Origin of the sequence: Nonomuraea longicatena, from assembly GCF_039525605.1 — a bacterium.
GTDB classification, from domain to species: domain Bacteria; phylum Actinomycetota; class Actinomycetes; order Streptosporangiales; family Streptosporangiaceae; genus Nonomuraea; species Nonomuraea longicatena.
In genome coordinates, this window is sequence record NZ_BAAAHQ010000036.1 from 97,466 (window position 1) to 110,511 (window position 13,046).

Annotated in this window: 9 protein-coding genes; 7 read left to right on the plus strand and 2 right to left on the minus strand. The window is 73.5% G+C overall.

From position 1 onward, the window contains the following. The coding region (locus tag ABD120_RS29100; RefSeq protein ID WP_343953338.1) for an aminotransferase-like domain-containing protein at positions 1–1,201 on the minus strand (1,201 nt) is incomplete at its 3' end. A gap of 213 nt (positions 1,202–1,414) precedes the next feature. Between ABD120_RS29100 and ABD120_RS29105 the strand changes: the two genes are divergently transcribed. Continuing rightward, the gene (locus tag ABD120_RS29105) at positions 1,415–2,074 is read left to right on the plus strand and encodes a LysE family translocator (protein WP_343953339.1); all 660 of its coding nucleotides are present in this window, start codon (positions 1,415–1,417) and stop codon (positions 2,072–2,074) included. A gap of 82 nt (positions 2,075–2,156) precedes the next feature. Beyond that, complete coding sequence (locus ABD120_RS29110; protein ID WP_343953340.1) at positions 2,157–2,813, plus strand: class I SAM-dependent methyltransferase; 657 nt, start codon at positions 2,157–2,159, stop codon at positions 2,811–2,813. A gap of 141 nt (positions 2,814–2,954) precedes the next feature. Here ABD120_RS29110 and ABD120_RS29115 read toward each other — a convergent pair whose 3' ends face one another. After that, on the minus strand, positions 2,955–4,100 hold the full coding sequence (locus ABD120_RS29115; protein WP_343953341.1) for an MCE family protein: 1,146 nt from the start codon (positions 4,098–4,100) through the stop codon (positions 2,955–2,957). A 152-nt stretch (positions 4,101–4,252) separates the two neighbouring features. On the opposite strand from ABD120_RS29115, the gene ABD120_RS29120 reads away from it, so the two are divergent. The 5 genes from ABD120_RS29120 (at position 4,253) to ABD120_RS29140 (ending at position 13,027) form a co-directional block, all read left to right on the plus strand. Next, the gene (locus ABD120_RS29120) at positions 4,253–5,464 is read left to right on the plus strand and encodes an acyl-CoA dehydrogenase family protein (protein WP_343953342.1); all 1,212 of its coding nucleotides are present in this window, start codon (positions 4,253–4,255) and stop codon (positions 5,462–5,464) included. A 214-nt stretch (positions 5,465–5,678) separates the two neighbouring features. Continuing rightward, positions 5,679–6,902 (plus strand): ion channel protein, encoded by a 1,224-nt coding sequence (locus ABD120_RS29125; protein WP_343953343.1) that lies wholly within the window; start codon positions 5,679–5,681, stop codon positions 6,900–6,902. Next, complete coding sequence (locus tag ABD120_RS29130; RefSeq protein WP_343953344.1) at positions 6,899–7,228, plus strand: nuclear transport factor 2 family protein; 330 nt, start codon at positions 6,899–6,901, stop codon at positions 7,226–7,228. Before ABD120_RS29125 ends, ABD120_RS29130 begins: the two co-directional genes overlap by 4 nt. 84 nt (positions 7,229–7,312) lie before the next feature. Further along, entirely contained in the window at positions 7,313–7,882 is a 570-nt protein-coding gene (locus ABD120_RS29135; protein WP_343953345.1) for a hypothetical protein, read from the plus strand. 96 nt (positions 7,883–7,978) lie between these two features. After that, complete coding sequence (locus ABD120_RS29140) at positions 7,979–13,027, plus strand: hypothetical protein (RefSeq protein WP_343953346.1); 5,049 nt, start codon at positions 7,979–7,981, stop codon at positions 13,025–13,027. Positions 13,028–13,046: the final 19 nt, after the last annotated feature.

Sequence of the window (13,046 nt, forward strand, 5' to 3'; positions counted from 1 at the left end):
AGGCCGCCGCGGGGGTGACGGCGATGCCGTACCGCGCGGCGGCGGCCACGAACGTGTCGGCCCGCCACGGGGCGGGCAGTTCCCACCAGCAGTAGAAGGAGCGCGGGTCGGTGCGGACGGCGAACCCGCCGAGGTGGCGGGCGACGATCTCCTGCCGCACGGCCACCTCCCGCCGCTTGCCGAGCGTCACCGAGCCGACGACGCCGTCGCCCACCCACCTGGTCGCCGCCTCCAGCGCGAACCGTATCGGCGTCCAGGCGCCGGAGTGCAGCGCCGCGGTCATGCCGGCGCTCACCTCGTCCGGGACGACGGCGAACCCGACGCTCAGGCCGGGCGCGAGCCGTTTGGACAGGCTGTCGACCAGGATCGTGCGCTCGGGCGCGAACGCGGCCAGCGGCGGCCGGTCGTCGGCGAGGAACGACCAGACGGCGTCCTCGATCGCGTGGAGGCCGAGCCGGGTGAGCACCTCGGCGAGTTCGGCCCGCCGGGCGGGCGGCATCGTCAGCGACAGCGGGTTGTGCAGCGTCGGCTGCAGATAGAGCGCGGCCAGCGGCGCCCTGCGCGCTGAGGCCACCACGGAGTCGGGCACCAGTCCGTGCTCGTCCATGGCCAACGGGACGAGCGTGACCCCGAGGCGGGCGGCGATCGTCTTGAGGACGGGATAGGTGAGTTCCTCGACACCCAGGCGCGCGCCCGGCGGCACCAGGGCGGCGATGGCGCCCGCGACAGCCTGCCGGCCGTTGCCCGTGAACAGCACCTGCTCGGGCCGAGGCCGCCAGTCGTGGCGGGAGAGCAGATCGGCGGCGACCTCACGGGCGAGAGGGGTGCCGGCCGCGCCCACCGGCCGCATCGCCGCGCCCAGGACGTCGGGACGCAGCAGGGGCGCCATGGCCTCGCCGAGCAGTTCCGCCTGCCCGGGGAGGTCGGGGTAGTTGAACTCAAGGTCGATCCGGCTGCTGCCGGGCTCGGTCAGGGAGGGGCCGGGGCGCGGGGCGGCGGCCCGGACATAGGTGCCTCTGCCGACCTCGCCGACGGTCAGCCCGCGCCGGGTCAGTTCCCGGTAGACACGGGCGGCGGTGGAGTCGGCGATGCCCCGGCCACGGGCGAAGGCGCGCTGAGGCGGGAGCCGGTCGCCGGGCCGCAGGCGTCCTGATGTGATCTCCGAGGCCACCTCGTCGGCGACCCGCCGGTAATCGTCCACCGCGCTCTCCTCTCACTGCGCTCTCCTCTCACTGCGCTCTCCTCTCACTGCGCTCTCCCCTCACCGCAGTCGAGTCTCACCGCAGTCGAGCATTCATCATATTGCACCGAGTGCAATTTCGAATATTGCACTCGGAATCTGCGGTCGAATACGCTGACAAGGCGGTCGGTGCCGTGACTCCGGAGCATCGATTTCCGACGGAAGGCGGCATCGGTGATCGAACAGAGTGCGGTGCTGGGCGTCGTCGCCGTGGCGCTCGGAATGGTGCTGTCACCGGGCCCGAACATGATGTACCTGGTGTCGCGGAGCATCGGCCAGGGCCGCCGGGCGGGTGTCATCTCGCTGGCCGGTGTCGTCGTCGGCTTCCTCGTCTACCTCCTCGCCACGAACCTCGGCCTGGCGGTGCTCCTCGCCGCGTTCCCGCAGATCCTCACCGCCATCCGGCTGGCCGGCGCCGCCTACCTGCTGTGGCTGGCCTGGAAGACCGTCAAACCCGGCGGGGCGTCGGTCTTCACCGTGCAGGAGGTGCCGCACGACGCGCCGGGCAGGCTGTTCGGCATGGGGCTGATGACGAACCTGCTCAACCCCAAGATCGCCATTCTGTACATCTCCGTCATCCCGCAGTTCGTCGCTCTCGACAAGGGGAACGTGCTGCTCCAGGGAATCGTCCTCGGCGGCCTGCAGATCGCGGTGGCCACGACGGTCAACCTGTCGATCGTGCTGATCGCCGGCGGCGTCGCCGGATTCCTGGCCGCCCGCCCCTTCTGGCTGCGGGTCCAGCGGGTGGTGATGGGCGGCATGCTCGGCGTGCTGGCCGTCATGCTGGTCTTCGACAACAGCGCGGGCGCTCCACCGGTGGTGGGCCTCGGCTGAGCGGCCGGCTGCAGGCCGTCCCGCTGCTCACGCCGTCGGCAGGCGGGCGTGGGAGAATGGCGACGGCTGGAAAGGGGCTTCGATGAGCCGTTGGACGGATCTGACCGGTGGCAGAGGCGGTGAGAGGTACGCCGAGCGCTTCGCCGCGCTCGCCGCCTCCGGCGCGGACGTCCACGGCGAGGCCACGCTGTGCGCGTCGCTGGTGCCGGTCGGTGCCCGGGTGCTGGACGCCGGCTGCGGCACCGGCCGGGTGGCGATCCGGCTGGCCGAACTCGGGTACGACGTGGTCGGCGTCGACCTCGACGCCTCCATGCTGGCGGTGGCCGCCCGCTTGGCGCCGGACCTCACCTGGGTCGCCGCCGATCTCGCCGACCTGGCCGACCCGGCAGGGCCGACCGACCTGGCCGACCCGGCAGGGCTGGCAGGGCGGGAGGGGCTGGCCGGGCTGGGGGAGTTCGACCTGGTGGTGGCGGCGGGCAACGTCATCCCGCTGCTGGCCGAGGGCACCGAGCCGCGCATCATGGCCAACCTCGCCGCCGCCGCGAAGCCCGGCGGGCTCGTGGTGACCGGATTCGGTCTCGACGCCGCCCATCTGCCCGTCGCACCGACCTTCACCCTGGCCGAGTACGACCGCTGGTGCGCCGCCGCGGGTCTGACACTGGAACGACGCTACTCCACGTGGGACACGCGACCGTTCGCCGACGACGGCTACGCGGTCAGCCTCCACCGCCGCCGCTGACCCCGGACACCACCGTCCGCCGCACGGCGCCGGTAACTGCGCGTCGGTGACTTCGCGTCCGCAGCATCGCGTCGGTGGCTGCGCGTCCTGCTCCGCGTCGGTGGTCCGTGTCCGCCGCACCGCGTCGGCGGACGTGCGGTGTCACTCGCGGGTACGGCCCGGCGGTGTGCGCAGCAGGCCGCCGATGCTGAAATCCGGAGTCTCCACCCGCGCGTCCGGCAGCAGCGTCGAGGGATCGACCCCGACCTTGTCGAGCGCCTGTCCCAGCGGCGTCAGCGGACGCAGCAGGGGCCCGCACCGCGACGGCGGCGTGCCCAGTGAGTACGCCAGTGAACACAGCCACATCCCCAGGTCGTCGGTCTGCCCGTTGAGGTCGAGCCGCGTCCGGAAGACCCCGGCCCGGGGGTCGTAGGCGTTGTTGGCGTTGCCGGCCGTCAGCGGCGCGACGTCCAGGAACGTCTCGATCGAGCGCCGCTGTCTCACCAGCAGTCGCGTGACGGCGGCCACGTCGCGGACGTTCGCCGAGATCTCCCCGCGGTTGTCCTCGACGAAGCGGGCCACCTCTGCCAGCGTCCCCGACAGCGACCGCAGCACCGCGCGCAGTTCCTCGCGCTCCCCCTCCAACTGCCCCGAGACGGTGGACAGGTCGCGCATGAAGGCCCGCACCCGCGCGTCGTCCTCGGCGAGCGTCTGCGTGGTGCGCGCGAGGTTGCGGATGGTCTGGGAGAAGTCGTCCTGATTGGCGGTGAGCGCCGCTGTGGCGTCGGACAGCCCCCGTACGGTCGCCCCCACCGTCTCTCCCTGCCCGCCGAAGGTATCGGCCGACACCCGCAGCAGCCGGGCCAGCGCCCCTCCCGAGCCCGCCGCGTCCGGTCCGAGCGCCCTGGTGAGCGTGTTGAAGCTGCGCAGCGCCTCGTCGATCTCGACGGGCGCCCGCCCGCGCGCGAGCGTGGCGCCGTCGCTCAGCACCGGCCCTCCCGTGTACGGCGGCGCCAACTGCACATACCGGTCGGCCACGACGGACCGGGCCACGATGACCGCCTCCGCCTCCGCCGGGACCTTGTGCGCGGCGGAGTAGGTCAGCTCGACCCGCACCCGCCCGCCCTCGGGCGTCACGGCGGTCACCTCGCCCACCTTGACGCCCAGGACGCGGACGTCGGAGCCGGGGTAGAGGCCGACGGCGCGGTCGAAGTAGGCGGTGACGGCGGTCGCGTCGGCCGGTCGGAGCAGGAGGTAGCCGGCCGCGACGGCGAGCGCGGCGAGGAGGGCGGCGAGCCAGCGGTTCATCGGGGGCTTCCGGGCAGGGGGCTGATGGTGAGCGAAAGGCTACCGAGGGTCACCGACAGTCCGGGGGTGTTCCGCCCTGGCGGCTGAGGCTACTCGCCGGTAGGGTGTGACCGTCCATACCCGAGATCACCAAATATCGGGAAGGTGGCGCTATGTCGGGCTTCAGCCTTGACCTGAGCGACGACGTGGTGAACGTGCGCGACTGGGTCCGCGTCTTCGCTCGCGACGTCATCCGCCCGGCAGGCGCCGAGTGGGACGAACGCGAACAGACCCCCTGGCCCGTCATCCAGGAAGCCGCCAAGATCGGCCTCTACTCCCTCGACTTCTTCGCCACCCAGTGGTTCGAGCCGAGCGGCCTGGCCCTGCCCGTGGCGTTCGAGGAGATCTTCTGGGGGGACGCCGGAATCGGCCTGTCCATCGTCGGCACCGGGCTCGCGGCCGCCGCCCTGTCGGCCGGCGGTACCCAGGAGCAGATGGGGGAGTGGCTGCCGCAACTGTTCGGCACCGCCGACGACGTCAAACTGGGCGCCTTCTGCGCCTCTGAGCCGGACGCGGGTTCCGACGTCGGCGCCATCAGGACGCGCGCCGTACGGCAGCCGTCGGGCGACTGGCTGCTCAGCGGCGTCAAGACCTGGGCCACCAACGGCGGCATCGCCGACGTCCACATCGTCGTCGCCTCCGTGGACCCCGACCTCGGCACCAGGGGCCAGGCCGGTTTCATCGTCCCGCCCGGGACGCCCGGTCTGTCGATGGGGCAGAAGTTCCGCAAACACGGCATCCGCGCCTCGCACACCGCCGAGGTGATCCTGGACGACGTCCGCCTCCCGGCGTCCTGCCTGCTCGGCGGTGCGGAGAAGCTGGAGGCCCGGCTGGCGGGCGCGCGCGAGGGGCGGCGCTCGGGCGAGCAGGCAGCGATGCGCACCTTCGAGACCACGCGCCCGTCGGTGGCCGCCATGGCCGTCGGCATCGCCCGCGCCGCCTACGAGTACGCCCGGGACTACGCGGGCGAGCGCGAGCAGTTCGGCCGCAGGATCGGCGAGAACCAGGCGGTCGCGTTCCTGCTGGCCGAGATGGCCACCCGCGTCGACGCGGCCCGGCTGCTGACCTGGCGGGCGGCGTGGATGGCGCGCAACGGGCGCCCGTTCGAGCGGGCGGAGGGCTCGATGTCCAAACTGGTCGCGGGCGAGAACGCGGTCTGGGTGAGCGAGCAGGCCATCCAGATCCTGGGCGGCGCGGGCTACACCCGCGAGCACCCGGTGGAGCGCTTCCACCGGGACGCAAAGATCTTCACCATCTTCGAGGGTACGTCGGAGATCCAGCGCCTCATCATCGGCCGCGCCGTCACCGGCCTGCCGGTGCGGTAGCGCACTCTCGTCCGAGACCCCGAGAGGAGCCCGGCCCGACGGCGCGAGCCCGCCCGGCGGTACGACCCCCGACCGGGGTCGAGCCTGGCCCATGGCCGAATCGCGGCCATGGCCGGGAATGCCCGGTCGGGGCAGAAAGTTAACCCCGCTTGACGCTGGGCAGGGCGCCCGCGGGCAAGGCTCAGACCATGACGCCCGACCCCGGTGCCGCCACTTGACCGGCGGCACCACCGCCCGCGCGCTGGCTCGGCCGGCCCTGCCCGCACTCGTCGTCGGCGTGGCCTCCAGCCTGGTGCTACTGGTGGTCAGCCTGGCGGCCGAGTGGGTGCAGGAGGTGCTGTGGAAGCACCTGCCCGCCTCGCTCGGGCTGGACGGCGGCTCCGGCTGGTGGACGCTCGGCATGCTGACCGCCGTCGGCCTGGTGGCCGGGCTGGTGGTGTGGAAGGTCCCGATCGGCCCGGACCCGGCGACCGAGGGCCTGGTCGGCCCCCCGCTGCCGGTCCGGGTGGTACCCGGCATGCTGCTGGCCACGGGGATCACCCTGGCGGGCGGCGTCAGCCTGGGCCCGGAGAATCCGATCACCGCCGCCAACGTCGCGCTCGCGGTGGCCGTCGGCGCCCGGGTGCTGCCGGGCATCCGGATCCCGGTCTGGGCGGCGCTCGGGGCGGCGGGCACGATCGGCGCGTTGTTCGGCACACCGGTCGCGGCGGCGCTGATCCTGTCGGAGATGGCGCTCGGCTCCAAGGACGAGCCGCTGTGGGACCGGCTGTTCGCGCCGCTCATCGCCGCGGGCGCGGGCGCGATCACGACGGTGCTGGTCGCGGCCCCGGTCTTCGACCTGGGTCTGCCCGGCTACACCTTCCGGGCGGGCGACCTGGTCGCCGGCGCGCTGGTGGCGGTCGCGGGCGTGCTGGTCGGGCTGGCGGCGGTCTACGCCTTCCCGTACGTTCACACGTTCTTCCACCGCGTTCCCCACCCGGTGCCGCGTCTGATGCTGGGCGGCCTGGTCCTCGGCGTGCTGGGCGTGATCGGCGGCCAGATCACCCTGTTCAAGGGGCTGAGCGAGCTGAAGGAACTGGTGGCCGCGCACGACGGCGCGGCGACGCTGGCGCTGGTCCTCGCGGTGAAGATGGCCGCGCTGCTGGTGGCGGCGACGGCCGGGTTCGTCGGCGGCCGGATCTTCCCGGTGGTGTTCGCGGGCGGAGCGCTGGGCCTGCTGGTCACGGCGCTGGTCCCGGGCGTGCCGGTGACGCTGTCGATCGCCTGCGCGGTGATGGGTGTGACGCTCGCCATCACCCAGCAGGGTTGGCTCAGCCTGTTCATGGCCGCCACGATGGTGGCCGACCTCGACCTGCTGCCGGTGCTGTGCCTCGCCGTACTGCCCGCCTGGCTGCTCGTCACCGGTCGCCCACAGATGATCATCGAGGAGAGCACATGAGCACCACCCCCGCCGCGCTCGCCCAGCGTCAGCTCGACGCCTACAACGCGCACGACCTCGACGCGTTCGTCGCCTGCTACGCCGAGGACGTCGTCGTCCTGTCGGGCGACGAGGTGGCGGGGCGCGGCCGCGCGTTCCTGCGCGAGCGGTACACAGCGCAGTTCGCCGCCCGGACCTGCCGCGCCGACCTCCTCGGCCGGATGGAGGCGGGCGAGTGGGCGGTCGACCACGAGCACGCGGTCGGCACCTCCAGGGGAGAGGCGGTGCTGATGGTCGCCTACCGCGTCAGGGGCGGCCTGATCGACCGGGTGGTCTTCATGAGCTGATGAGAGCTCTCTCATCCGGATCCCAGGACCGTCTCATCGCCCGCATTGAGGCTTTTCTCAAGCAATAAGCAGAGGAGGCCGGAAATGGGCAGGATGACGATGGTGATCGCGGGTGTGGGGCTGGGCGTGGGGCTGGGGGCGGGCCTGCTCGCCGTCCCGGCGCTGGCGGACGAGCGGACCTGTGAGGGCCGCGTCGGCGCGGTGACCCTCGACGACGTACGGGTCCCGGAGGGCGCCACCTGCGCCCTCACCGGCACCCGCGTGAAGGGCACGGTGAAGGTCGAGCGCGGCGCGACGCTCGTGGCGCGCGGCGTGAAGGTCACCGGTGACGTACAGGGCGAGAACGCCCGGTCGGTCAGCGTGGGCCGCTCGTCGAGCGTGGGCGGCAACGTGCAGGTCAAGCAGGGTGGCGCCGCGAGCGTCACGTCCTCGCGGGTGGACGGCGACATCCAGTACGACGCCAACCGGGGTGGGCTGAAGGTGCGCGGCAGCCAGGTGGGCGGCAACGTCCAGGTCGTCGGCAACCGGGGTACGGCCGAGATCACCGGCAACCGGGTCAAGGGCGACCTGCAGTGCAAGGAGAACTCCCCGGCGCCCAAGGGCGGGGCGAACACGGTCGCGGGCGACAAGGAGGACCAGTGCGCCGGGCTCTGACACGTCCTTGAGGCAAGATCCGCGAATCCCCTGTGGCCGGAGTGACAGATGTGTAAATTTTGCACCTTGTCAGGCGATTTCGGTGGTAGGGGGAACATGTCGTCACATGCGGGGATTGCTGAGGCACTCCGGCTCTGGCAGGAAGGCGATCTCGACGGCGCCGCGGTCCTGCTCCGCCAAGTCGCCGCCACCGGCGACGCGGAGGCGTCGCACCGCCTGGCCCTCCTGCTCGAACTCCGCTCCGACCTCGACGGCGCCGAGGCCGCCCACCGGGCGGTGATCCAGTCCGGCGACCCGGTCTACGGCCAGCGCTCGGCGATGTCGATGGGTATGCTCCTGGTCAACGCCGAGGAGTGGGGGGCCGCCCACCGGGTCCTCTCGCTCGCCTCGGGCGGCGCCGACTTCGAGGTCGCGGCCCTCGCCGACACCGCGCTCGTGCTCGTCCTCACCAAGCTCGGCGACCTCGGCGGCGCCCAGGAGGCGCTGGAGCGGGCCCGCGCGTGCGCCAGCCCCTCGGTCGCCGAACTGGCCGAACGCCTGCAACTGCCCGAACTGTCGCGCCCCGCCCCCGAGGCCGCCCGCGAGGTGTTCGAACTGGCCGAGCAGACCGGCGACCTGGAAGCCTTCCAGCACCTGCTGACCTGCGGCGACCCCGAGATCGTGTCGCTGTCGGCCTTCCACCTCTACAGCGCCTACGCCGAAGAGCGCGCCTACACCGCCGCCCGCGAGGTGTGCGAGCACGCCATCGCCGTCGGCGACCCCGAACACCGCACGCTCGCCTACAAGCTGCTCGGCGCCGTCCTCTACGACCTGGAGGAGTACGGCGAGTCGCTGGCGGCCTACCGGCGGGCGGCGGAGGACCCGAGGCCCGACTTCCGGCTGGAGGTCCTCATCGAGCAGGCCAGGCTGAGCGCCCTGGTCGGCGACGAGGACGGCGCCCGCGCCCTGTTCCAGCGAGTGGCCGCCAGCGGCCACCCCCGCTTCGCCGTCAACGCGCACGCCTGCCTGTCCCAGATGGACATCGAGTCCGAGCAGTACGGCCCGGCCCTGCCCCACCTGCGCGCCGTCCTGGAGTCCGGCGAGGCCGAATGGGCACAGGCCGGCGTGGCACTGCTCGGCGCGGTGGCCGAGTCCGCCGCCGCGCACCGCGACGAGGCCCTCGACCTCCTGGCCGCCACTGCAGAGCACCACCCCGACCTCGACACCCGCCTGCTGGCCGAGATCCAGCTCACGCGCGCCAAGGCCAGGGAGCCGCTGGAGGACCCCGTCGAGGAGCAGGCGCTCCAGGACACCGGCGCCGGGCTGGACCGGCTGCGCGCGGGCGACCTGGCCGGGGCCCGCACCCTGCTCCGCCGCGCTTCGGACTCCGGCGAGTCGGCGCACGCCCTGCGCGCGATGATATCCCTGGCCTTGCTCGAACTCGGCGAAGGCGACCGTGAGCAGGCCGACGACCTGCTGCGCTTCGTGAGCGAGGGCCGGGACGCCGAGCAGGGGCTGCTCTGCGCGCTGCTCCTGCACCTGCTGGAGCAGGAGGGAGCCGACCCGCACCCGATCCTCCACGCCTTCGCCGCGCACCAGCGGCATGGCCGGCAAGCGGGGGTCGCCGCCTACGAGGAGGCCGCCGCGCACCCCGACCCGCAGGTGGCGGCGCTCGGCAACGTCTTCCTCGCCGCCACGGCGCTCGCCGGCGGCGACCCGGCGCAGGCGGCCGACCTCTACCACAAGGCGATCGTCTCCGGCGACCCGCTCGCCCTGGGATACGCGGCCGTCCACGCCGTCGCCCTGGTGAAGGACGACGACGAGGAGCGGATCCGCAGGCTGCGCCTCGCCCTGCCCGCGAGCCACCCGCTGGTGGCCCCCTGGGTCGCCCACACGCTCGGCGAGATCTTCCTGAACCAGCCGGACTTCACCGAGTTCGAGGACGACGTGGCCCATGCGCGCGCGGCCTTCGCCCGCGCAGGGGAGTGCGTCAACCGGGGCGTCCGCGAGCAATCCAGGCACAGTCTGCTGCGGATCCTGCTGCACGACGACGACCTGCTCGCCCAGTGCGCCCTCCACGAGGACGGGCTCGCCGACGGCGGCCAGGAGACCGCGCCGCTCCACGCACTCCTGCTCGCCGCGACCCGCCTGCGGCTGGGGCAGCCCGACCTGGCCCGCGGACCCCTGACCCGGATCCCGGACGGGCACCCGTCGGCGGCCGACGCCCGGTGCCTGCGCCTCCTGCTCGATCACGACTTCGCCGGCGCGGCGGACGCACTGGCGCAGGCGGAGCTCAGGGCGCAGCTCACCCGGGTCGTGATCGACTTCGCCCACTACCGGCACCGGCTCGGCGAACCCGTCTTGGCGGAAGGCGCGCTGGCGCTGGCGCTGTCCCACGGGGAGCCGTCGTACCGGCAGGAAGCGGCGCTGTACCTCGGCTCGCTCCGCCAGGAGAACGGCGACACGCCCGGCGCCGTCGCCGCCTACCTGGCGGGGCTCGACGCCGAGGAGGAGAGCGAGAACCTCACCACCGAGTTCAGGAAGCGCGTCGGCGAACTCGCCGACCCCGAACTGGCGGCCGAGCACCTTCGGCCCCTGCTCGAACACGAGGACGACGAGGTGGCCGAGTGGGCGATCACGCGGCTGGCCGGGACGCTGGCGGCGCTCGGCCGGACCGACGACGCCCGCCGGTTGCTCGCCGAGGAATACACGGAGGCCGCGCCGTACCTGCTCGCCGGTGCGCTGGCCGACGCCGGGCGCACCGCGGAGGCCATCGAGGGGTTCCTTCCCCTGGCCGCCCACCCCGAGCTGGGCGGGGCCGTCTCCGAGCGCCTCGCCGTACTGATGCGGGAGCAGGGCGATCTGGACGGCGCGATCGGCGTGGCACGGGCGGCCGTCGCCGCAGGGCACGCCGAGCCCGCTCGCCTGCTCGGCGCCATGCTGGCCGAGACCGGCGACCTGCCCGGCGCCGTGGCCGCCCTGGAGGCCGCTGCGAGCCCGGCGGCCCTGCTGGACCTGGCCACGCACCTGGAGGCGGCCGGTCGGCCGGAGGACGCGCGGGACGCGCTCCGGCGCGCGGCCGAGCAGGACGACTCCGGCGTGGCCGGCTCCGCGCGGCTGCGGCTCGGCGAGCTGTCCCCGCCGGAGCGGGTGGCCGTGCTGCTGCGCGAAGGCGACAGGGACACGGCTGCCGCCGAACTCGCCGAGGCCCTCGGCGGTGAGACCGTCGAGCTGATGCTGGCCCTCTACGACGAGGACGCCCTCGCCGTCCGCCGCCTGCTCGCCGCCCGCCCGTCGGAGGAGGCGGCGGCCCGTGTGTACGCGCACGCCAGGGCCACGGCGGACCTGGGGCTGCTGACCCTGGTCACCGAGTACGGCGACACCGTCCTGGCCGCCGAGGCCGGGCTCGTACTCGGCGATCTCTTCCTCGACCGGCGCAGCCCGTCGGCCGCAGAGGTCGCCGCGCTGCCCGCGACCACGTGCGGCGACACCCGCCTGGAGGAGCACGCCTGGACCAGGATCGGCCACTACAGGGAGCAACGCGGCGACTGGCGGGGCGCCGTGGCCGCCTACCGGAGCGCGCTGCCCGCCGCCTGGCGGCCGGCCGTGCGGCTGCTGGAGGAACTGGAGGACCACGACGGCGCCGCCGCCCTGCTGACCGGGGCGGCCGACGGCGGCGATCTGGCCGCCCTGCGCTACCTGCTGGGCGGCCTCGCCCTCAGGAAGGAACACGAGGCCGTGGCCGACCTCGCCGAACGCGCGGTCGCGACCGGGGACCCCGACACCGTCGCCGCCGGGTACTGGATGTGGGGCGATGCGTGCAAGGAGGTCGGGGACCTGCCGGGCGCCGTCCAGATGTTCCGCAAGGCGATCGCCGTCGGCGAACCCGGTGTCGGCGCCCGCGTCGACCTCGCGATCGTCCTCCGTCAGCAGGGCGACCCGACGGCCGCGCAAGAGGCGCTCAGGCACGCCCTGGACTCCGGCGACCCGGACACCGTCACCAGGGCGACGGTCAGCTCCGGTGTATGGCTGGCGGAGGCGGGCGACCCGCTGGGCGCCGCCGAGCGGTTCGCCGCCGCGAGCGCCATGGACAGCGGCCTCGCCGCCGACGCGTTGAACCGCCTGTACGGCTCCGCCCGCCGCGCGGCCGAGAACGGCGAGCACACGCTGGCCGTCCGGGTACTCGAACTCGCCCCGGCCGAGCACCGGGGCGCCTGGGCGGAGGAGCTGTCGGCCGACTGCGAGGACGCCGGGGCGCTGCGGGGTTACTACACACTGGTCGGCACCGACCCCGCCACCGAGATCGCGCTCGCCGGACGCCTGAAGGACCTGGGGGAGGTCGAGGCCGCCAAGGAGATCCTGCGTCGGCTGGAGCACCACGAGGACCCGCTCGTGCGGATGCGGGCGGGCGGCGAACTGCTGACCACGCTCGACACCCAGACCGAGGCCGAGGAACTGTACGAGGTGGCGGCCCGCCACGCGGCCGACGAGAGCAGCCCGATGCGCGCGCTGTTCATGAGTGTGGTGAACGACCTGCGCACGGGCGACCAGCCCCGGGTCTCCATCGAGGACCTGCGGGCCAACGCCGAGTCCGGGGAGCCGATGGCGCTGTGGACCCTGGGCCGCGAGCTCATGGAGGCCGGGCAGGTGGAGGAGGCCCGCGAGATCTACGAGCGACTCGCCGGCACCGACGACACCCTCGGGCCCAGGGCCGCCGTCGCGCTCGGCAACAGCCACCACGAGGACGACCCGCTCCAGGCACGCGCCTGGTACCTGCGTGCCGCCGACTCCGCGAACCCACGGATGGCCGCGCTCGCCGCGATGTACCTGGGCGCCCTGGCCAAGAAGTCCCGCGACCTGCCCGAGGCCCTCACCTGGTACCTGCGGGTGATCGACTCCGGTGACGAGCAGGCGGGCCTGGCCGCCGCCCACCTCGGCGAGTTGTGCTACTGGCTCGGCGACAGGGACGGCGCCCTGCGCTACTACGAGCTGACGCTGAACCTCACCGAGCAGTCCGACCTGGTCGCGGAGGCCGCCCACCGGCTCGGCGAGATCCGCTACGAGCGCGGCGACCTCGCCGAGGCCCGCCGCATGCTGGAGAGGGCGGCGGGCACCGGCGACGAATCCTTCGCCGAACAGGCGCGGGAGCTGCTCGCCCGGCTGTGAGGGCCGCCCGTTGCTATCG